This window comes from Algoriphagus yeomjeoni (assembly GCF_049821175.1).
Lineage (GTDB): Bacteria > Bacteroidota > Bacteroidia > Cytophagales > Cyclobacteriaceae > Algoriphagus > Algoriphagus yeomjeoni_A.
This window is the reverse complement of record NZ_CP187512.1, coordinates 3,604,332-3,625,492: the sequence shown is the minus strand read 5'-3', so window position 1 is coordinate 3,625,492 and position 21,161 is coordinate 3,604,332. Positions and strand designations below refer to the sequence as shown.

16 protein-coding genes are annotated in these 21,161 nt (G+C 40.2%); 7 read left to right on the top strand and 9 right to left on the bottom strand.

Features of this window, described 5'->3' with window-relative positions; genetic code table 11:
* Positions 1-29 precede the first annotated feature (29 nt).
* Both ACPUEN_RS14560 and mutY read right to left on the bottom strand, forming a co-directional pair.
* Positions 30-491, bottom strand: coding sequence for a single-stranded DNA-binding protein (locus tag ACPUEN_RS14560; RefSeq protein WP_425636629.1), 462 nt, complete (start codon positions 489-491; stop codon positions 30-32).
* Between the two features lie 47 nt (positions 492-538).
* Positions 539-1,612: an A/G-specific adenine glycosylase gene (gene mutY / locus ACPUEN_RS14555; protein ID WP_425636628.1), complete on the bottom strand. Its 1,074-nt coding sequence runs from the start codon at positions 1,610-1,612 to the stop codon at positions 539-541.
* 145 nt (positions 1,613-1,757) lie between these two features.
* On the opposite strand from mutY, the gene ACPUEN_RS14550 reads away from it, so the two are divergent.
* The 4 genes from ACPUEN_RS14550 to ACPUEN_RS14535 all read left to right on the top strand — a co-directional run bounded on the left by ACPUEN_RS14550 (position 1,758) and on the right by ACPUEN_RS14535 (position 7,312).
* On the top strand, positions 1,758-2,066 hold the full coding sequence (locus tag ACPUEN_RS14550) for an HU family DNA-binding protein (RefSeq protein WP_091696410.1): 309 nt from the start codon (positions 1,758-1,760) through the stop codon (positions 2,064-2,066).
* Between the two features lie 18 nt (positions 2,067-2,084).
* Positions 2,085-2,912 (top strand): tetratricopeptide repeat protein, encoded by an 828-nt coding sequence (locus ACPUEN_RS14545; RefSeq protein ID WP_425636627.1) that lies wholly within the window; start codon positions 2,085-2,087, stop codon positions 2,910-2,912.
* Between the two features lie 181 nt (positions 2,913-3,093).
* Positions 3,094-4,665 carry an Rne/Rng family ribonuclease gene (locus ACPUEN_RS14540; RefSeq protein WP_425636626.1) on the top strand — a complete coding sequence of 524 codons (1,572 nt, stop codon included), beginning with the start codon at positions 3,094-3,096 and terminating at the stop codon, positions 4,663-4,665.
* A 220-nt stretch (positions 4,666-4,885) separates the two neighbouring features.
* Positions 4,886-7,312: an ABC transporter permease gene (locus tag ACPUEN_RS14535; RefSeq protein ID WP_425636625.1), complete on the top strand. Its 2,427-nt coding sequence runs from the start codon at positions 4,886-4,888 to the stop codon at positions 7,310-7,312.
* A 33-nt stretch (positions 7,313-7,345) separates the two neighbouring features.
* Here the strand turns inward: ACPUEN_RS14535 and ACPUEN_RS14530 are convergent, their stop codons facing one another.
* From ACPUEN_RS14530 to ACPUEN_RS14510, 5 genes are all read right to left on the bottom strand, one after another.
* Positions 7,346-8,464, bottom strand: coding sequence for a DUF4221 family protein (locus ACPUEN_RS14530; protein WP_425636624.1), 1,119 nt, complete (start codon positions 8,462-8,464; stop codon positions 7,346-7,348).
* 202 nt (positions 8,465-8,666) lie between these two features.
* Complete coding sequence (locus ACPUEN_RS14525) at positions 8,667-9,419, bottom strand: LytR/AlgR family response regulator transcription factor (RefSeq protein ID WP_425636623.1); 753 nt, start codon at positions 9,417-9,419, stop codon at positions 8,667-8,669.
* The gene (locus ACPUEN_RS14520; protein WP_425636622.1) at positions 9,416-10,489 is read right to left on the bottom strand and encodes a sensor histidine kinase; all 1,074 of its coding nucleotides are present in this window, start codon (positions 10,487-10,489) and stop codon (positions 9,416-9,418) included. Before ACPUEN_RS14520 ends, ACPUEN_RS14525 begins: the two co-directional genes overlap by 4 nt.
* Before the next feature lie 77 nt (positions 10,490-10,566).
* Positions 10,567-11,211, bottom strand: coding sequence for a hypothetical protein (locus ACPUEN_RS14515; protein ID WP_425636621.1), 645 nt, complete (start codon positions 11,209-11,211; stop codon positions 10,567-10,569).
* Positions 11,212-11,223: 12 nt separating this feature from the next.
* Complete coding sequence (locus ACPUEN_RS14510) at positions 11,224-13,383, bottom strand: TonB-dependent receptor (protein ID WP_425636620.1); 2,160 nt, start codon at positions 13,381-13,383, stop codon at positions 11,224-11,226.
* A 252-nt stretch (positions 13,384-13,635) separates the two neighbouring features.
* Between ACPUEN_RS14510 and ACPUEN_RS14505 the strand changes: the two genes are divergently transcribed.
* Genes ACPUEN_RS14505 through ACPUEN_RS14495 form a run of 3 tightly spaced genes read left to right on the top strand, consistent with a single transcriptional unit; the run spans position 13,636 to position 16,119 of the window.
* Complete coding sequence (locus ACPUEN_RS14505) at positions 13,636-14,214, top strand: YceI family protein (protein ID WP_425636619.1); 579 nt, start codon at positions 13,636-13,638, stop codon at positions 14,212-14,214.
* A gap of 16 nt (positions 14,215-14,230) precedes the next feature.
* Positions 14,231-15,505 (top strand): hypothetical protein, encoded by a 1,275-nt coding sequence (locus ACPUEN_RS14500; RefSeq protein WP_425636618.1) that lies wholly within the window; start codon positions 14,231-14,233, stop codon positions 15,503-15,505.
* A 17-nt stretch (positions 15,506-15,522) separates the two neighbouring features.
* A complete protein-coding gene (locus tag ACPUEN_RS14495; protein ID WP_111609587.1) occupies positions 15,523-16,119 on the top strand; it encodes a YceI family protein in 597 nt (198 codons plus the stop codon).
* A 13-nt stretch (positions 16,120-16,132) separates the two neighbouring features.
* Here ACPUEN_RS14495 and ACPUEN_RS14490 read toward each other — a convergent pair whose 3' ends face one another.
* Together ACPUEN_RS14490 and ACPUEN_RS14485 are read right to left on the bottom strand one after the other, a co-directional pair.
* Entirely contained in the window at positions 16,133-17,932 is a 1,800-nt protein-coding gene (locus ACPUEN_RS14490; protein ID WP_425636617.1) for a M14 family metallopeptidase, read from the bottom strand.
* A gap of 473 nt (positions 17,933-18,405) precedes the next feature.
* Complete coding sequence (locus ACPUEN_RS14485; RefSeq protein WP_425636616.1) at positions 18,406-20,937, bottom strand: M14 family metallopeptidase; 2,532 nt, start codon at positions 20,935-20,937, stop codon at positions 18,406-18,408.
* Between the last annotated feature and the right edge of the window lie 224 nt (positions 20,938-21,161).

The following is a 21,161-nucleotide window of genomic DNA, read 5'->3' as shown; positions in this document are numbered from 1 at the left end:
CTGAAAATAACTTCCAGGGGAATAGATTATTAAAACGGCAAATCGTCATCTTCTGTATCTGTAACCATTTCCTGCGCTTTTGGAGCTGAGGTAGGCGCAGCAGATGCTGGTCTTTGCTGAGGCGCTTGTTGAGCTGTGTTTTGGTTTCCAGCTGCATCAGGTTTAGCTCCGAGCATTGTAAAGCTCAGCACTCTTATCTTGGTTCGGTAGCGATTTTGACCTTGCTCATCCTGCCAGCTATCAGTTTTTATTTTGCCTTCTACGTAGATCTGACTACCTTTTTTGAGGTATTGCTCGGCGATTTTTGCCTGAGCTCCCCACATTTCTAGGTCGTGCCATTCGGTCTGCTCGACTCGCTCGCCGTTCCTGTTTTTGTAAGCTTCAGTAGTAGCCATTCTAAGATTAGCTACTGTATTATCTCCTTCGAGATACTTTACTTCAGGGTCTGCACCGAGATTTCCTACTAGGATTACTTTATTTACTCCTGCCATAATTTTTTTAAGTTAAAGGTTGAAAAAGTGTAAGAACTTGAAGGTACTCAAATCCCTTGATCGTTCAAAAAGTTTACGATCAACTTTGGCTTGGCGAGGTATTCAATTTTATCCTCTGCTAGCAGCATAAACCCTTCGTTTTCACACCAGGCTTCAAGTTCTTCCAAATTTTCTTCATCTATTTCCACTTCTGAGAAAACTGCATTCAAGCGCTGGTGCGACAAAATGTGTCGGTATTTTTTTGGGAGTTGCTGTATCTGTTTCTTAGCAGAAGATGGTATTTGAATAGTTGGTGATTGGGTATCAACACTTGACTCTTCTTGAGGGAAGTCAAATAACCCTTCCCATATATCCCCTGAATTTCTTTTTTTCCACACCCACTTCTCCCCGCACTTAATTACATAATAGTGGAAATGTCGCTCTTTAATTTTCACCTTATTGATCTTCAATGGCAACTCTGACACCATATTATATAGGAGTGCAAAACAGGAGGTTTTCAAAGGGCAAATTTCACATCCTGGGCTCTTGGGAGTGCAGAGCCGTGCCCCGAAATCCATCATTGCCTGATTGAATTCCCCGGGTTGATCTTTCGGGATGATCTGATTGGCTAGTGTTTCAAATTCCTTTTTTGCTTTGGAACTTGCGATGTCTGTTTCTATTCCAAAATATCTGGCCAACACCCGAAATACATTTCCGTCCACAACCGCTTTTACCTCACCATAAGCAAAACTGGCAATTGCTGCGGCAGTATAGCTGCCCACTCCTTTAAGTTTTAGGAGTTCATCATAAGTTTTCGGGAACACACCATCCATTTCAAACCATATACTTTTTGCGCAAGCATGGAGATTCCTAGCCCGGCTATAATAACCTAATCCTTGCCATAGTCGGAGAACTTCTTCTTCTGGTGCCAAAGCAAGATCCTTTACCGTAGGGTAAGTCTCCGAAAAAGCATAATAATATGGTAACCCCTGCGCTACGCGAGTTTGCTGAAGAATGATCTCAGAGAGCCAAATTTTGTATGGATCTTGCGTTCCTCTCCAAGGTAATTCACGCGGATTTTCTCTATACCAAGTTAGTATTTGATGTGAAAAAGCCTGATATTCAGTGGTTTTGTGGGGCATAGTCAATTATTATTTATCATACAAATCAAGCTAATTTTTGTGAATATGTTTTTTAATTGCAATGGTTCTCGTACATTTGCAGTCCCAAAAACACTTGGTTAATAGGTTGTTAAGCTTATTTCGTAATTTCTAAATTAATATTACAGTGACTAAAGCAGAAGTAATCACTAAGATTTCGGACAAAACAGGAATCCAGAAGGATGATGTAACACAAGCCATCGAGGCGTTCTTCAAAGTAGTGAAGGATTCAATGTCTGAAGGAGACAACATCTACGTGAGAGGATTTGGTAGCTTCATCAATAAGAAGAGAGCTAAAAAAATCGCCAGAAACATCTCCAAAAACACAGCAATCGTGATCGACGAGCATTACATCCCGGCTTTCAAGCCATCTAAGGTGTTTGTGGAGAAGATCAAGAACAGTAAAAAAATCAAAGAATTAGCGCCTCAGGACTAAGTCAGGAGAGCTTTTGACATGAAAAGATCTCAGCTCATACTTATCATAATAGGAGCAATCACTGTAGGAGTATTATATGCTCTACCTAGTGTGGTAGTAGATAATGAAAGTAAAGCAGATGGAGTTTCTCAGGAGAATTCACCTGTTTCATCCGACTCTACTAATCCTATTGAGATGCATGAGAATGAGTTAAGTCCTGACCAGAGACTTCAGATAAATACGCTGAAACTTCAGATCGCTGAAAACTCTTCGAAAGAAGAAATGATATCTTCCTCGGAGGAAATCGCGGCGATATATCAGGAACTTGGGAAGTACGACAGTGCAGGATATTATCTTAGTTTGGCTGCGGATCAGCAGTCAGACCTGGCATTAGCAGAGAAAGCAGGAAACGCTTATTATGAAGCATTCAGTTTCGCGCTAGATCCAGAGAAAGTTTCTTATACTGCTGAGCAGACCCGAAAGTATTTAAACAAGGTGTTGGAAAACGATCCCACCCGTTTGGATTTGAAAACCAAGGTAGCGATGACTTATGTGTCCTCGTCCAACCCAATGCAGGGAATCACAATGCTGAGAGAAATCTTAGAGCAGGATCCACAAAATGAGGACGGGCTGTTCAACATGGGCGTGCTATCAATGCAATCAGGTCAGTATAAACGTGCCACTGAGCGATTCGAAGAATTGATCCAATATCACCCGGACAATCTTCAGGGGCAGTTTTATCTGGCAGTAAGCTATTTCGAAGCCAAGCAAAACAACAAAGCGAAAGCTCAGTTCGAGAAAGTAAAAACGATGACTACCGATGAAATGATCCTTGGCAGTATCGAAAGCTATCTCGAGAAGCTATAATTTATTTGTATCACTACTAAATCCAAAGACTATGCCTTGCGGAAAGAAAAGAAAAAGACATAAGATCGCTACGCACAAGCGTAAGAAGAGACTAAGAAAAAACAGACATAAGAAGAAGTAATACACTTCTTCTTATTGTCATTTGAGTAACACGTTCATTTACATATAATAAGACGAGATTTTGAGTACGGAATTGTTAATCGATTCTGCTCAAAACGGAAGTCGAATTGCTCTCCTTCACGACAAGAGCCTAGTTGAGTTGCATTCCGAAGGAATGGACAATGGTTTCAAAGTTGGAGATATTTACCTCGGTACAGTCCGCAAAATCGTCAATGGGCTGAATGCAGCCTTCATTGACGTAGGTTATGAGAAAGATGCCTTTCTTCATTACCAAGACCTCGGGGCAAATTTCAACAGCCTGACGAAGTTCACCAAAATGGTGCGCAACAATAACTACGGCAATTACAATTTGAAGGGTTTTGAGAACGAACCTGAAATAGATAAGATTGGAAAAATCTCCGGTCCTCTGTCCAAAAATCAACAGATTTTAGTTCAGGTCGTCAAAGAACCCATCTCTACGAAGGGGCCTCGACTATCCTGTGAGCTCTCTCTACCAGGTCGCTACCTTGTGCTAGTACCTTTTTCAGATTCGGTAAACGTATCTAAGAAGATCCGAAGCAACGAGGAAAGAAAACGTCTCCTGAGACTCATCAATTCTATCAAGCCAGCCAATTTCGGAGTAATCATCCGGACTGTGGCAGAAGGTCAGTCCGTTAGTGACTTAGATAAAGACCTTCGAAATCTTCTCACTAACTGGGAAGAAGGCATGGCAAAATTGCTGAAAGCCAAGAGTCGCGACAAAATAATTGGAGAGATGAGCATGGCTTCCTCACTTGTGAGAGACCTGCTCAACGAATCATTCGACGCAATCACCGTAGAAGAAGAATCTACTTACGATCAGATCAGATCCTACATCAGGAATATAGCTCCTGAAAAAGAAAAAATTGTAAAGCTTTACAATGGTAAAGCCAAGCTATTTGAAAGTTTTGGAATAGAAAAGCAGATCAAAAGCCTGTTTGGACAGACGGTCAGCCTTCCGCAAGGAGGGTATGTGATCATCGAGCACACAGAAGCCCTGCACGTCATTGACGTAAACAGTGGTAATAAGTCCAACCAGGAAAGTGACCAGGAATCAACGGCCTTAAAAACCAATCTGGTCGCGGCTAAAGAAATTGGCAGACAGCTCCGACTCCGGGATATGGGAGGAATCATCGTGGTCGATTTTATCGACATGAAAAAGGCAGAAAATAAAAAAGCCATCTTCGAAGCGATGAATCACGAGCTTAAGTTTGACAGGTCTAAGCATACTGTTTTGCCTCTGAGCAAATTTGGGCTCATGCAGATCACCAGACAGCGAGTAAGGCCTGAGGTCAATATTGTGACCAAAGAGACTTGCCCGGCATGCAACGGCACCGGCAAAATACAAGCGTCTATCTTAATAGCTGATAAGCTGGAAAAAGACGTAGATCATATTGCTACTATCCAGAATGTAAGTAAAATACAAATTGGGCTGCATCCCTACCTGCACGCATACTTCACTACAGGCATTATTAGCCGAAGAGTAAAGTGGTTTTTCAAGTATAATAAGTGGATAAAACTGATCAAAGATTCTTCCCTACCCGTGACGGAATACAGATTCTTAGATGAATCTGGAGAGGAAATCGAACTACATGTAAAAAGCGAGACTGAATAGTCTCGCTTTTTTTTGGTCTTGTTTTTACCTATATAGTGACAAAGTAGCGAATTAGCCCTCATGCTAAAGGGTCTTTTACATATTGTGACTAAAATGTCCGATAGAGGTCATTTTTGTTCGGACTACATCATTTTTATTTTGATTAGCTATCATTTTCCGATAGTTAGCCACTTTTTTTTGGCAAGTCTTTCGTATAGTTGGAAATTGAAATAGTATCCATATGCTCAAACATTATTTTATTTCTACCCTGCGAGGAATTAGATTTAATCCTTTCTATTCCATTATTAGTATTCTTGGACTTAGTATAGGCATAGCTTCATGCTTGCTGATCTATAGCTACTGGACCTTCGAAAATAGCTTTGATCGTTTTCATCCAGATTCTGAAAAAATAGTAAGGGTATCCCAAGAAAAAAAGCTGGAGACTGGTGGAATAAATACTTCGGCAAGTACTTTCTCTAAAGTTGGGCAAGAGCTTAAAAATAATTCTTCAGCAGTAGAGTCAGTTCTAAGAATCCACCGATCTGGCCAAAACACGAGTTTGCATGCAGGCGAAAAAGTGATCATTCAGGATGATATCATTGGAGCAGAGCCCTCTTTTTTTGATTTCTTTAAATTCAACTTTATCCAAGGTTCATCTGAACAATGGAAAAATACCCCCCAATCAGTAATATTAACAGAACCTGTAGCAAACAGGCTTTTTGGCAATACTAATCCTGTAGGAAAAAGTCTCGTGATCAATGGAGTATATGGAAGCTACAGAAGCACAGGTTATGAAGAATTTAAAAACTATATAGTTGCTGGAGTAATTGAAGATTTGCCTCGAAATACACATCTTGACTTTGCCGTTTTAATATCATTGAACCTATATCAAAATCCAGATCAAGAGTTTTCGAACTGGGGTGACCAATTTTATACTTATGTGAAGATCTTCAATTCAGATCAAGACGAAGACTTACGGTCTTCTCTGAATGCTCTTCAGGAACAAGTTTTTTCTGGTCAAGGAATCAGTTTCAAAACTACACCTCTGGAAGCTATTCACCTCAAATCCAATTTGAGCAATGAGTTCAAATCTAACGGAAGTGAGCAGATTTTATTCCTCCTATCAGCATTAGCGATACTAATACTCTGCATAGCTGGATGTAACTATATCAATTTTGCTATAGCGAGATCGATTCTTCGCAAAAAGGAACTAGAATTACGGAAAATCTTCTGGGCTGGAAAATTTCAATTATTTAGTCAACTTATATTTGAGGCGCTATTTATAAATATGATTGCTTTTGGGTTTGCTTTTTTAACGCTCATCCTGCTGAATCCAGTTATTATTGAGGTTAGCGATATTAATTTGGTGCGTCAACTTCTTAGCAATGATTCATGGTATTTTCAGCTTGGGATTTTGGCTATCGCAGTTCTACTTTCTGGTCTATATCCCGCTTGGTTGGTTTCCAAAAACTCTCCTACTTCAAGGGGATCTTTCAAAATGCCGATTCAGCGGCCATTAATTGTATTTCAATTTGCAATCTCCATTTTCGTAATCGGCTTTACTTTACTGATTTCTTCACAACTTGACTTCATGAAGAAAAGTAATCCTGGACTGGACTTGGAAAAAACACTAGTCTTGTCTGGTCCAAGCGTAGAGAATGAAGGGGTTAATCTCGCTCAGCAAATCTCCGGTTTTATGAATTTACTTAGGTCAAACCCAAAAATCACTGGTTTGACAAGCGCAAATTTTATCCCGGGTAAGCCGATTAAAGGAAAAGCCGAAGGCTACGTTCGGAGATTGGGAAGCCCTGAAGAGTCGGCGAATACCTATTCCTTTTCTCAGATTGATTCTGATTTTATTTCCGAATTTGATGTTCAGGTCCTAGCAGGAAGGGGATTTGATGCGGATAGAAATGAACAACAAGGTGTCTTGATCAATGAAGAGGCATCTAGGCTATTGGGTTTTGATTCCCCAAAAGATGCTATTGGTGAGCGGATTTATTATCGAAGGAACTCAACTCCTGAGATAATTGGCGTAGCCAAAAACTTCCATCAGTTTTCACTTCGTGAAGCTTATCAACCAATTATTTTTGAACAGGGAGATCAGCCTGATCTATATCTATTTTTGAAATACCAAGCGGCCGACGAATCTGCATTATTATCTCAAGTAGAGACTTCTTGGAAGTCTTCCTTTCCGGGGAATCCATTCAATCATTTCTACCTACAAGAGTTTTACAACACCCAATACCAACAGGATCAGAATTTCTTTACTGCATTTAGACTTTTTTCTAGTTTGGCTATTTTAGTTGCTTCCTTAGGCTTTTTCGGTTTGACGTATTTTGAGGCGTCGTCCAAAATAAAAGAGATTGGAATTCGCAAGACACTAGGGGCAAGTTTTCTTGATATTTCACGAATTCTAGCTAATGGAACCATCTCCTTATTGGTCGTTGCGGGTGTCGTAAGTATTCCTTTGATTTATTATCTGGGTGAAAGCTGGCTAGAAAACTATGCTTTCAAGACTGAGTTTTCTTGGTGGATATTGATCGCGCCTGTACTTTTATTTTCCATTCTTTCGATCACATTAGTGATGATACAATCGATAAGGTGTTATCTAGTGAATCCGATTTCTTCTTTACAGGAAGGGAGTAATAGAACTTTTCAAAGGTGAGGTAAAATTCCCTAGCAAAAGGTATTACATAACTCATTTTGGAAAAGCATTGGTTCTTGAAAAATCCAGTCTCCCAAAAGCCACTTCATCTTCAGAATGTTGGTATCCTATATACAAGTAATATCCATCTGGAGTAGAGAATCCACGAGTAAGAAAGGGTAATACTACTTCTGCGATTTTTTCAAAATCCTTATCTAGGATCACAAGTTTAGTAAGTGGTTTTTTACCTTGATCACGGTTCGTATCACTATCAACCCTTATTACCGCTTCCCGAAGATAAACCTGTGCTGTTGGATCATAATCAATCCAACTGAATTTGCTCGTATTACCATTAGGCAGAAAAGCAGTGTATTCACCATGTTGCTCCGTTCTGCCTACTAAAAATTCCATGTGATCGGTAACTCCCGCATAAACCCATTTCTTAGAATTCGGAGAAATCACCAGCAATGAGTCGTCTGCAGGAAAAGAAATTAGATGGAGGTTTTCAGTCTTATTATATCCATTTTGGTAAGTAGCGAAAGTTGGATCATCTAGAAATTCCAGATACTTTTTCGGATACTTGAATTTCACATAATCGACAGAGCTATCCTTTGGATCAAATTCCAACAGCCAATTTTCATAATCAAGCAAAGGTTCCTTTAGCACAAAAGGCACATCTGGGATAATAATCTTTCCATCAATGTTCATGGCCTTCGTTCCAGCCATTGTATTGTAATTGACTGCTAATCGATCGGTGGGCTCTGCAGGAAGATCATATCTAGCCAATACTTTACCTTTTTGATCAGCCTGGATTAACTCCTGAAAGGATACAAACCAAACAGATGTGTCATCAGTGAAAATAACTGGTAAATAACTTCCTATTCCATCAGGCCCTTCTTCCTCATAGAATTGATCTCTAATAAGCTTTCCTTCGGGATAGCTATACTCGATAAATCGATGCTGTTTGGAGGTAATTAGATATTCTTCTTCCCCTCTTTTAATGTAATTGAAATTAGTGCCCAGCTCCTTGGTCAGCGTATCCTTTTCCAAATACAAGGTGTCTACAATCAAGTCTTTTAAATCTAAAACAGGGATTTGTTTTTCAGGTTTGGTGGAGCAAGAAACTCCAATAATGCATATGACGAAAAAACTGAATAAAGTATATTTTCTCATTGGAGATGGTCGGAAGTGTTTTGTAAATTAAGTAATTCGGTACAAAAAAAACTCACCGTTCTATAAAGCCAATTGGCTTCTACCATACTTTATCCTATTAAATATCGCTCGAACTTTTGCAGTTGAAGATTACTTGCAAAGTAGGCAATCGAGACTTTTAGTCATCGCCCAAAAAATACATCAGAAATTCGGTTTATCTAAACTACTGGTCTAGCCAAGATTTGAAATCTGTCACTTTTTCGCGGCTAACCAAAATATCCTGATCATTACAATTTTTCAATGTTACCTTCAGACGGCTATTTGAGTAAGAGAAAATTCCCTCGATGGCATCCATGCTGATCAAATATTTTCGGTTAAGTCGAAAGAAATTTGAGGGATTCACCTGAGCTTCTGTCTGCTCCAAAGTGCTTTCCAGTACGTACTTTTTACCTTCAATTGTCTGCATAAAAGTGACCCGTTCTTCGCTGTAGAAGAAAGCAATAGTATCGACAGGAACGCTTTGAATTTTGTCACCAAACTTCACTAAGAATCTAGATTTATAAGTCGATTTACTTGGGGAAAGCAGATTTTTCAGTAGGTCAATTTCAATTGCTGATCGAATATGATTGGCTTTGTACTTATCCACAGCTCTGGCTAATTCTTTTGGATCAATTGGCTTCAATAAATAGTCAATCGCATTCACTTGAAATGCTTTGATAGCATATTGGTCAAAAGCCGTAGTGAAAATAATCGGTGTGGATAAATTTACTTTTTCAAATATTTCAAAGCTGATTCCATCGGCCAATTGTATATCACAGAAGATTAAATCTGGCTGTGAATTGTTGCCAAACCATTGTATTGATTTTGAAATGCTATCTAAATTCCCGAAGATCTCTGCGTCAGGATAATGTTCCTTAATTTGCTTTATGAGCAAATTAGCAGCTGGTTTTTCATCTTCTATTATTAAAATCCTCATGTTGATAACTCTAAAATTGGAAGTTTGACTAGGAACTCATCTTCGGTTTGAATGACTTCCATCTCCTGATTGGAAATCAGTTGATATCTCATTTTAATATTGTCTAAACCAATACCAGTTGAAGGCTCAGTTTGGCTTGATTTGAGCTGAAAAGTATTGCTGACCCAGAGATTGTTTTCTTTTCTATAAATGTGGATAAACAACGGATTTTCTTCGCTTATAATATTATGTTTTATGGCATTTTCAAGTAAAAGTTGAAGCGATAGAGGAGGAATCAGCCCATTTTGGTTTTCAATTTCTACAGAAAACTGTAGGCTTTCTGCGAATCTTATTTTCTGCAACTCGAGATAATTTGTTGCGAATGTAACTTCCTTTTCCAACTCTATTAATTCCTCTTTTTGTGCCTCCAAAACATAGCGATAAATACGTGACAGCTTCTGGATAAAAGCTGCAGATTTATCCGCGTTTTCATAGACAAGACTTGAAAGGACGTTGAGAGAATTAAAGAGAAAATGAGGGTTCAGTTGATCCTTGAGAGATTGATATTGACTAGCTAATTTTTCATTGCGAAGAATTTCTGCCTCCAAGGCTGACTTTCTCCATTCTAATAACCAAGACCGTGTGGTGAATAATGCCATAAACCCCAATGCAATTCCCATGGGCATCAAGGAGTAATTGAAAATCATTCTCCAGGGGATATTGTCAAGTGTGTAGTTTCCCTTGACCCAAGAAAATATTGCTACGATGATGAATGCAACCAAAAATGCATAACTCAGGTAGGTGACACTTGTGAAAATGAAGCGTTTTGCTGGGTAATGAATCCATGATATTCTCTTGTCGTAGAAATTCTCAACTGCATTGCCACCAAAGCTCATCGCAACAGTAATTGCCAAAGAAAAAATAAAATCAGGAATCATACTTTTGATCCCCTGCAAACTCAAAAAGCAGCTTGGGCAGAAATACAACATAAGGACGGTTACAATTCCTAAGTTGATGATAAGAAAGCTTGGAAAAGTGCTCCAAATACCTCCTTTTGTTTTGCAGATTCCTTTATGGTCTATTTCTGGCATGATGGGAAATTAATTAAAAAGGCGCAATTCCTTTCTCTGATCTTTAAAGAATGGAATCACGCCTTTTTTTTATATGATTAATTACATTTTGAAGCAACCTGTTCAGCCTGCGTTTTTCCCCAAGTTGGAAGGATGTATTCATCTGTGATTTTGGCTTCTTCTTTTTTATAAAGGTCCATGCTCATTCTTGCCATTCCACAGGCTTTCTCAGGACCGGTGCCAAAGAATTGAGACATTCCAAGTTCCATTTGTGACATCAGTGAAACTGCGCGGGGGTTTTCACGATCTAGATTAATAGCTTTGCCAAACAGTTGCATTGCTTGTGGACTCATTGTCTGCCCTCGCCCTGCGGGATCAAGGCTGATTTTTCCCATCAAAATGTAGCCATTCAGCGCTGTGATTTCGGAGTTGCCTGGAGCTATTTTTTCCGCTCTTTTTACTAGTTCAAGAGCTTCGTCCAAACTTTTATCCTTATCTATATCGAAGCGAAAAGCTGCCTCAGTTTTTAGCAAAGCTGCATAGTAAAGTGGAAGCCATTCCGCTTCGGTTGCATCTGCTATTCTCAAGAATCCGTTGGTGACTGTTTGAGATTGCTCATAGTTTGCGATCGTCTTTTTAGCTTCCAGTTGCTTTTGCATGGCTGCGATAAAGGCTGGGTCAGAGGCTTGCGCAAAAGCAGTGAAGAATAAGGAAATAGCGAAGATTAAGATTGACTTTTTCATTGTGTTAGTAGTTTATAAGTTGTTTAAATTATTTGCTGTTTTGTCTTTTGAAAGTGTAAGGAAGATTCCCAGAAATAGGAATCTTGGTGCAACCTGCCCCTGAGGAATTGATTCAAATACTCCTTCGGAATTCGTTTTCGGGCTGAATGTGTAGCCAAATACATTATCTCTACCCAGTACATTTGTACAAGCCAGATGAATGATGAGGTTAGGTTTTGGCAAATAGCTCCATGAAAGACTTAGATTCTGGAAGCTTTTGGTTTTGGAATTCATTTCAGCATTGTCCAAGTTTGGGTCTGTGTAGCTGTAGCCGTCATTGAAAGTGAATGATGCCCCGATTTGAGATTTTAGAGGAACTATAAAATGCTTCACTACAACCGAGAGATTGTGCTTTGGGGCGAAACTCGGCTGCACTTCGGTTTTGTATTGATTGAAAGATCTCTTGCTATCAACAAAGCTGTAGGTGATCCAGTAATCTGTGTTTTTGAAGGTCTCACGGTCACGAAAGAAGAAATCAATTCCTTTAGCGTAGCCCGACCCACCATTTTTTAACACTTCAGGACTGTCTGGTAAACCCTCAAAAGTGACTAATTGGTCATAGGACTTATAGAATGTTTCTGCTCTGAAAGTAAATCCATCCTTGGAAAACAAATAGTTTAAAATCAGGTGATTTGACTCTGAGTTTTTAAGATTGGTGTTCAGGACGCGGAAGTTTTCCACAGGCAATTGATGAAAGCTTCCTGCCGCAAATGATAACTGACCTTTATCGCTGAGTTGATAAGCTACAGAGAATCTAGGGTTTAGCCATTTTTCTTCTGAAACTGTGCTAGTGCCAGCTCTTAGTCCACCGCGAAATACTAGGTCCTTATTCAAATAGAAATCCCACTCCGTAAACAGGTATGTCTCATGATCCTCAAAGTCCCTTTTCCAGTCTTCTTTAATCAGCTTTTCAGAGTAGGGATGAATGAAGTGCTCTACACCAAATTTTGCTGACAAGCGATCCGAGAAGTCCTTGATCGCTGTGCCTTTGAAATGAGCTAATTCACTTTTTCGCTCAATGATTAAGCTATCATAAGCGATATTGTCGAAGTTTTTAGAATAGGATATTCCTGCAAAAACTATCCAGTCATTCTTCAAAGCCGTTCTCCAATTTGCCTGAGCATAGCTATAGTCATTTTTAAGATCTACCAGAACTTTATTATCTGTCCCAGGCAGTGGTTGCCAAAGGCTCATTCCACCTGATTCCGTTCTTGCCATTACCTTCAGCAATCCATTTTTACCAACCTTTTTTTGCGCAGCAAACTCTATATCCCATCCGTGTGGGGCGGAATCAAAATCAATCTCTTGTTTGATAAGACCTTGGTAAGGAGCGAGGTTAAAGTAGTTGGCGGAAGCGGTGATGCTTTGTTTTTCATTGGCAAGTGTATGCGAATAACCTCCGCCAATGCTCATTACGCTCAAATCACCTTGGCTTCTGACGGAGAGATCTTTTGTGTTCAAGGCCAAAGCAGAAGAAAGTGCCTGACCATATTCCGCTGAATAGCCTCCAGTGCTGAAGAATGTGCCTTTGAACAAATTGGGATTGAAACGAGTGCGGGTTGGGACATTTCCGGCAGTAGTGCCATAGGCATTTCCTACGCGCATTCCATCAATGTAGATTCCTACTTCGCTAGCATCGCCACCGCGGACGAAAAGACGCCCGTCATTTCCTACAGTACTGGTGCCAGGCAGCGTCTGAAAAGCACCCATTATATCTCCCATTGCACTTGGTGTAGTCACGATATCAAGTGGCTTTAGGATCACAGATTTGCTTTCATCTGAGGCTTCCATTGCTCCTGCAGAAATTGTCACAGAGTTCATTTCGGTAATTGCTTCGATTAACTCGATCGGCTGAACTTCATTGGAACCTTGTGCGATTGTAATCGCAAGCTCTTGTGTTTTGAAGCCAAGAAATTTGAAAACCAACACTTGATCACCCGCTAGAGAAGTTTCAAATTGGTAAGTACCATCTTGCGTGCTTGTCGTACCATCATAACTTCCTTTGAGCTGGATATTGGCTCCTGGTAGCGGTAATCCTTTTTCGTCCAGAACTTTTCCTTGGATAGTTGCTTGCGCAAAAGCCTGGGTTTGTAAAAGAAGAAAAGTGATAAAAAGCAGATAGCGTGGATTCATTTCGATTCGTATTTGAATCAAATATGGGAGGTGTATGCAAGTCAAAAAATTGAAACTGACTGAAGTGTAGAAATTGGTGACTGAAGTGTAAAAACAGGTTAGCGAACCATTGCTCTTTTTTAGCTACACATCAATAAGTAGAATAAGTGTGACTTAAATCAGGTTTTAAAGAAACTCTTCTCACTATTCACCCCTGAGTCGCTGCCTACTTTTGTGCTAGTAATAGTAGTACTAACCAACTATATAGTCGAAATGAAAGGGTATCTCTTCACCCATTGCCTGATACTGTCACTAGCACTCCTGACCTGGTTTCCAAGCTTTGCGCAGCAATCTTATCAGCTGACTGGAGCCCAAGAATTCATAGTAGCAGGTACTTCCACGATACACGATTGGGAGATGATAGCTAAAGTGGGTAGCTCAGGATCAGCCAAAATGTCTATTGAAAATGGGAAACTTTCCAAACTCACTTCCTTAGCAATTGAGCTTCCGGTGAGAAGCCTTAAAAGTGGTAAAAGTGCCATGGATAAAAATGCCTATGAGGCACTAGTCATCCAAAAATACCCTGCTATCAAATTTGAAATGACCGAGTGCCTAGCGATTAGCGGAAACATCGTTAAGGCGAAAGGGAAACTTACTATCGCCGGTACATCCCGTATTATTCCACTTGAGGTGACTTATTCTACCAACGGAAATGTCATCAAGTTTAAAGGATCGCACCCGGTTCTTTTTAGTGAGTTTAATCTGGAAGCACCTACAGCGGTTTTTGGTACAATAAAAACTGGGAATGAATTGAAACTAGCTTTCGAAGCGAGTTTTTCACCAAAAAATTAATCTAAACTAAGCCATTATGAAATTAACGCTTATCACATTAGTGAGTAGTACTCTTGTTTGTATGATGTCTACAAGTAGTCTTACTTTCGCTCAAGAGAAAACAGAACTTCAGTATTTTCGCCAAAACAGCAAGGATGGCTTAAATGTGTTTGAGGCTCCAAAAGAAAAAGGAGGCGATTTTGAAAAGGTTCGTGTTTTTGTAGGTGGAGACTTTGCATTGCAGTTCCAATCTATCAATCATTCCAATTCATTGAATAACCTAGTAGAATTGGGCTCAAATTTCAATTTGCCTTCTGCCAACCTGAACATCAACACACAGCTTGCTGACGGATTGAGATTGCATCTGAGAACTTACCTCTCTTCCAAACATCACAATGAAGCTTGGGTAAAAGGAGGATACCTTCAAATTGACCGATTAGGGTTTATAAAAGAAGGGTTCCTGGATGGAATCATGGATTATACCACAGTTACTTTTGGATTGGATGAGTTCAATTACGGCGATTCACATTTCCGTAGGTCAGACAATGCACGGGTAATCTTTAATCCGTTTATAGGAAATTATATCATGGATTCATTTTCCACAGAGGCATTTGGGGAAGTGACTGTGCAGAAAGATGGTCTGATAGCTGTGCTTGGTCTTTCGAATGGTAAGTTGAACCAAAATGTAGTTGTGAATGACAATTCGGATAATAAAGTGTCATTTTATGGGAAATTGGGTGTGGATAAGCAGCTGAATGAAGATTTCAGATTCAGACTTACAGGTTCCTGGTATTTGAATCATGGCACTACCACCGGTTCTTGGTTGTATGGCGGAGATAGAGCAGGTAGTCGTTATTACCATGTTTTAGATCCTTTGGAAGGAAATTCAAATGATTTTGAAGGAAGATTTAATCCTCGCTTTAAGCAGATGACTGCTTTTCAACTGAATCCATTCCTTAAGTATAAGGGACTGGAATTCTTTGGAATTTTAGAATCTGTAGGCAACTCTGAAGACCAAGGCAACGGTAATTTCACTCAACTTTCAGGGGAACTTATTTACCGATTTGGAGCAACAGAACAATTCTACTTAGGAGGAAGATACAATACTGTAAAAGGCAAAAACAACGATTCCGATCCTTCTGAGATTGAAATCAGCCGCGCCAATATAGGAGGAGGATGGTTTATGACGAAGAATGTGATTGTAAAGCTGGAGTATATGAATCAGGAATATAAAGGCGGCTATAGTGCCACAAGTATTTATAACGGTGCGAAATTCAATGGTGTGAATCTCGAAGCTGCGATCAGTTTCTAATCCAATAACATAAAGCCATGACAATTCAACAGCTTATTTTGATTTTCAATTTGGTTTTTATTTCACTTGTTACCCCAAAGGAAGAGGTGATTAATTGGAAAATTACCTCGGATAGTTTATTGGAAATTTTGGGAACCACCAATGTTTCAAAATTTCAATGCGAAAATTATAGTAACTCAGGAGCTGAGTATTTGACGCAACGAATAACTGCAAATCATGGAGAAGTAGGGCAATGGAATGGAGAAGTATTAATTACGAGTACAAACTTTGACTGTAATAACTCTCTGTTGACTAGGGATTTCAAAAAGACTATAGAAGTAGATCAATATCCTACTATCAAAGTCAAATTTCTCAGCTTGACAAAAGGATCTGAGACTGCTAACCAGTCAAATCTCACAGGAAAAGTAGAGATCACCCTAGTTGGTATTTCGAAACAGTATCCAATTTCATGTGTGTTCCTAGCCAAAGATGGAGATACTGCTTTGTTTTCAGGAGAGAGAAAAATCCTCTTATCCGATTTTAATATTGAAGCACCAGTGAAATTTTTAGGTACAGTTAAAGTACAGGATTCGGTTATGGTAAATTTTTCATTGGTACTTGAAAAGCAGAATTAGAATCTCTTCATATTTACCATTCCCTCCCCACAGGAATCACTTTCCAGTTTTGATCGAAGTAAGGCGTTTGCTCGTAAAACCAGCGATATACTTGCCTTGGAGATTTTGCGAACTCAGGATTCGTACCTTTTTCTTCCTCAAATCGCTTTTTCAAATCAGCATCTTCGGATAGCATCTTAGCGATCAAAGGTTCCATGATGTAGGTTTCCATATATTCTGTTTGAGAAAAAATCGAATTGAAATATCCCCATTGAAAAAAGCTGTCTACTGATTCAGACTCCAGCAAAATCACCGCAAGTTCACCCAGTGCTTGGTCTGTACCTACTCTTACGGAACCGGGATTCAGTGTCATTGTTCTGTACGTTTTGTCAAGCTCAAATCGCTGAACCCGCATCAATCCTTCATATGGCTGATTTCCCATGGAAAAGCTGGTAACTGTGGATAACTCAACACGTAATTCTTTTGCTTCACTCAACGTTTCCATTTGGATACCATGTTGCTTCAGCTTTGTGATGACTTCTGTCCATTCTACGGGCACCCAGTAGGCTTTTGGAACTGGAACAGAAAGTTCCGGTACATCCATGAAAATGCTGGGAACGGACTGGGTAATTGGTTTTCCTTCCCACTTCACATATTCTGCTCCGGTTATTTCGGATTTTACTTTTGAAGAAGCTATTCCAAGAAATTCCATCGAATCAGCCGGGGTATCTCTGAATTTGAATTTGACTGGAATAGATTCTTTCGGTTGATTGGAATCAGACTTGACTGCTTTTTTTAGCGTAGCGTAATGATTCCCCAGAGATTTGATGGCTTGTTCTAAGAATACATAAGTGCCTAAAACACGCTGCTCGAAAGGTTTCAGTGAGTGATTTTCAATCAGGATAGAGGCCATGTGCCGAATATCTCCATAGGTATGAGAGAAACGCGGACTAAAAGAAAAAGCAACGTTGCCAGCCGAGAAATCATTACCATTTGCAGCAAATAAAAGGGGGCCTGGAATGTGTCCATTAGCCTTCAGCGCTTGATCAACTTCAGGCTGGAAAGAAGTGGACAACCAAGAAGAAATCTCAGGGGAATATCCGCCTGTTGCTACGTATCCGTATGTAATGTCATATTGATAATCCGCACCGTCGGTGACGTGAATGTCTATGTATAAATCAGGGTCATAGCTGTTGATAACTTCAGCTACCGCTTGGATTCCTGCAGTCTCCAGTTTGGTATAATCCCTGTTGAGATTGAGGTTCACAGCATTGGTTCTCCAGCCCATTTCTTTGGGCCCACGCTGGTTTACGCGTCCATATTCGCTTCTTCTTTCATGGCCGTCTACATTGAGAATCGGGATGAAAAGTAAGTTAGATTGCTCCAAAAGGGACAATTTACTTCCTTGGCTAATATCTCTGAGTAACATCATTCCGGCATCTTTCCCATCTATTTCCCCTGCATGGATACCTGCTTGGAATAAAATCAGCGGTTTTTTTGATGTGGATAACTCTTCTGCGATAAAGTCCTGGTCCAAAGATGCGATTACCATTTGAATAGGTCTTCCCTGCTCGCTACGCCCGATAGATATGAGCTGCAGATATCCCGAATTTTCTACTAATTTCTCCACCCAAGCCATCGTTTCAGCGTAGGTAGGAGATTCCATACCATCCGAAAGTTCAAAAGGAGTGACCCATTCATTGGACTTATCTACCAAGAGCTCCTTACTTTTTCCATCCCAAGGAAGCAAGGGAGGCATGATGTCCTGAGCTATAGTCGCTAAGGGAAAACTCATAAAAATTATAGCAAGAACGATTTGTTGGAGTGACTTCATAGTTGGCATTTGTTTGCTTAAATATCGCAAGTCCTGCGGTAGAATTGCAGCAATTTGGGTTAAACTGCCAAAAGAGCATTTGAATGCAAAAAAGGGCAGACTTATGGAATGACTAGCTTCGAGAATATACGTTTACTCACCAAGGCAGAAGATCGAAGATCAGTGGCCTAAGCGGATTTACATGTTTTCTAAAAAAACCCGAACACCCAAAGTTGAAGACTATTTCCAGCGGGGAATTCTAGGTCATCTTTTAGTATCCAAGAGTTACTTGTCAATAGCTGTTTTCTGGATTTGTTTTTACCGCCGATTTCGAATTGGAAATTGACACCTACCAAAAAATCAACGGAAGCCTAGAATATTCGAGTCTCTTGGTAAACTTAGAGATTAAAATTAAAAAACCGGCCACCTCTCAGCAATCGGTCTTTATACTAAATCTGATTTCTTGATACTTATGTCTTACTACTAACGTCTTACTATTGTCCTACCATAAAGATGGCATTACTCAAAACAAGTTTACCAGACTCCCAGAAACCTCTGAAAATCGGATCATCCACAAAATAAACGATTTCACCACGACCGACATTTTCTACACCAATCGCTAGTGATTCACCCATACTTGATTTGATTTTGAATCCGATATAGCCTGTTCTATAGGCATCATTGTTTGCGATTATTCCCGCATTTACACCGTTGCTTAGGTAAGTGAATCTGCTTGAATTATTCTTGAGGGTATAGTATTTTCCTCCAGTACCATAGCCAAGGGGGTGAGTTTCATCCATAGTCACCTGATAGATTGCTCCTGCTGCACCACCTGAAATTGCCACACGTTCACCCTCTTGGTAGGGAGTCAATCGCTCTTCCTTAGCTAAGGAATCCAGCTTCTTTTTGGCAGCTTTTTTCTCATCGTCACTATCAAATGTCTTCAAATCAAACCCCTCTTTGTCTGCAAATAAATTCAACGCACCATCGATAGCGATTATTTTTCCTCCACCTCGAACCCACTGCATTACGTTTTCCTCAGCTGATTTACTCAACCCACCTCCACGCATAGAAGGCATAATAAGTACAGTGTATTTATTTAGGTCGTAGCGACCCATATCCTCAAGCTCTAGATTTACCAGTGGATAATTCAGGTCTTTTTCGAAGAAATGCCATAGCGCACCATAGTTCAGCGAATTTGTTCCTTCTCCACCTACCAGTGCTACTTTTGGAGCCTGAATCACTCTGATATTCGGTGAGCCAAAATCTTTTCCCTTGTCCACATAACCACTCATCGTGGTGGCAAGAGTCACTCCGAATTTATTAGCAATCTCAACTACTTTTTGGTCGAAATTCGGTAGGTATTCATTCCCACCTTTGGTGATCATCAAAGAACCTGCAGGAAAGCTTTTTCCTTCAACTTCGAATGGAAATTCATTGTACTTCACACGAATATCTGCCTTGAGTAAAGCGGACAAGAATGCAGCATCACGAGTACCTTCCCAAGATGCGATATAGGCCACAGGAGTTTTTCCGGCCACATTTTCTGAGAATGAAGGCTTTTCATATGCACCAGCTGCATTCACTCGCGTCTCTAAAGCATAAGCTTCCAATCCGTAAGCATAAGGCATAGCCCAACTTGTGATGTCGTACGTAATACTGTCATGAAGGGTAGGGTTTGGCTCAAAAAATACCTGCGTAAGCACTGATTTGGGCTGGTATGCATTAATGATAATATCTTCTTTGCTTGTGGAGAATGATTCGCTTTTTCCAGAGGTATAAGAGAAGCCTTTCAAACCTGATTTTTCTTCTGCTTTGCCATAAACGATTTTGTTTTTATCTAAGAGCTCCAGCAATTTGGCTATCTGAGCGGGATTGCTTTCTCCTTTGATTACAAAGCTTTTGTACTGGCCTCTAGGAGAAGATGAATTCTCATCAAAGAACTTTTTGAATTCAGTAAGTAATTTTTCTGCGTTTTTGCTGGTTACTTCTGCAGCCGACATCGCTGCAGTATAGTGGCCTTGGATTCTGTAGCTCAATGTCACCGTGTCTCCTACAGCATCAAATCCTCCAACTCCAGCTTGACCGCCACCACCTTGCTCGATGGTCATTCCTATAGCGCCGTTAAACATCGGATAGGAATCACCATAGGATGGATAAAGCAAGTCAAAGCGCTCCTTGGTGAAATAAAATCTTCCCACTTCATCGAAGTATTTGGCAGTGTTTCTACCAAAAGTATCCTGAAACTCGTGCTGCCACTCAGTCAACTGCTCATGAAGCGGTTCGGCTGCTGGAGCCATGTAAAAGGGGTTGTTGATGCCTTGCTCATGAAAATCCAAGTGCAACTGTGGCATCCACTGGTTGTAAAGCTTCATTCTAGCCTGAGATTCCACCTGCACTTGCCATGCCCAGTCTCTGTTCAAATCAAATAAGTAGTGATTTGCACGTCCGCCTGGCCAAGGTTCATTGTGCTCCACAGATTGCAAGTCTGGCTGAAGCGTAGTATTCATTTTTTGATTGTACCAGTTTGAATAGCGATCGCGACCATCAGGGTTGATACATGGATCTATAATGATCACCTGGTTTTCAAGCCACTCTTGGGATTTGGCATTTTCGGGATTAGCTAAAGTATAGAAGGAGGAAATTGCCGCTTCCATTCCTACTGACTCATTTCCATGAACATTGAAAGACATCCAGTTGATAGGAACTGAAGTCGAAGGATCTCCTTCCATCATTCCAGTTCTCTTGAGGTTGTCAGTTCTTATCTGCTCTAGATTACTCATGTTATCAGAGCTGGATAGAATGGCTACTATCAATGGACGTTTCTCATTGGTTTCTCCGTATTGAATAAGCTTGACATTGGGGTTATTGGCTGCTACGTGCTCAAAATAATCGACCATACGGTGATGAGGAGTGAATCGGTCACCGGGCTTATAGCCGAGAAACTGCTCTGGAGTCTGGATTTGAGCCCAAGAGCTGTAGGTGATCAAAAAAGCTAAGAAAGTAAGAAGTATCAGTTTTCGCATATAGTTGGGGGTAGAATTACAGCCTGAAGTTAAAAGGAAATGTCTTTTCCTTACTCACCGATTAAAAAAAGCTGAGCGAAAGATCAAATTGCCGCTTGAAGCTATTTGAGCCTTGACTGTTGGGATTATAGAATTTGTCTTCAGGCCACAGCAATTCAGATAGAATACTAAATTAAAGAAAAAACCAAAGTCAACATTATGATGCGAAATGGGCTATGTGACAA

Bases quoted from the DNA above. Each gene is read 5' to 3' on its own strand.
- ACPUEN_RS14505 (WP_425636619.1), top strand. From the start codon at position 13,636: ATGAAAGGGTATCTCTTCACCCATTGCCTGATACTGTCACTAGCACTC.
- ACPUEN_RS14520 (WP_425636622.1), bottom strand. From the start codon at position 10,489: ATGCCAGAAATAGACCATAAAGGAATCTGCAAAACAAAAGGAGGTATT.
- ACPUEN_RS14510 (WP_425636620.1), bottom strand. From the start codon at position 13,383: ATGAATCCACGCTATCTGCTTTTTATCACTTTTCTTCTTTTACAAACC.
- ACPUEN_RS14490 (WP_425636617.1), bottom strand. From the start codon at position 17,932: ATGAAGTCACTCCAACAAATCGTTCTTGCTATAATTTTTATGAGTTTT.
- ACPUEN_RS14560 (WP_425636629.1), bottom strand. From the start codon at position 491: ATGGCAGGAGTAAATAAAGTAATCCTAGTAGGAAATCTCGGTGCAGAC.
- ACPUEN_RS14530 (WP_425636624.1), bottom strand. From the start codon at position 8,464: ATGAGAAAATATACTTTATTCAGTTTTTTCGTCATATGCATTATTGGA.
- ACPUEN_RS14485 (WP_425636616.1), bottom strand. From the start codon at position 20,937: ATGCGAAAACTGATACTTCTTACTTTCTTAGCTTTTTTGATCACCTAC.
- ACPUEN_RS14545 (WP_425636627.1), top strand. From the start codon at position 2,085: ATGAAAAGATCTCAGCTCATACTTATCATAATAGGAGCAATCACTGTA.
- mutY (WP_425636628.1), bottom strand. From the start codon at position 1,612: ATGCCCCACAAAACCACTGAATATCAGGCTTTTTCACATCAAATACTA.
- ACPUEN_RS14500 (WP_425636618.1), top strand. From the start codon at position 14,231: ATGAAATTAACGCTTATCACATTAGTGAGTAGTACTCTTGTTTGTATG.
- ACPUEN_RS14525 (WP_425636623.1), bottom strand. From the start codon at position 9,419: ATGAGGATTTTAATAATAGAAGATGAAAAACCAGCTGCTAATTTGCTC.
- ACPUEN_RS14495 (WP_111609587.1), top strand. From the start codon at position 15,523: ATGACAATTCAACAGCTTATTTTGATTTTCAATTTGGTTTTTATTTCA.
- ACPUEN_RS14515 (WP_425636621.1), bottom strand. From the start codon at position 11,211: ATGAAAAAGTCAATCTTAATCTTCGCTATTTCCTTATTCTTCACTGCT.
- ACPUEN_RS14535 (WP_425636625.1), top strand. From the start codon at position 4,886: ATGCTCAAACATTATTTTATTTCTACCCTGCGAGGAATTAGATTTAAT.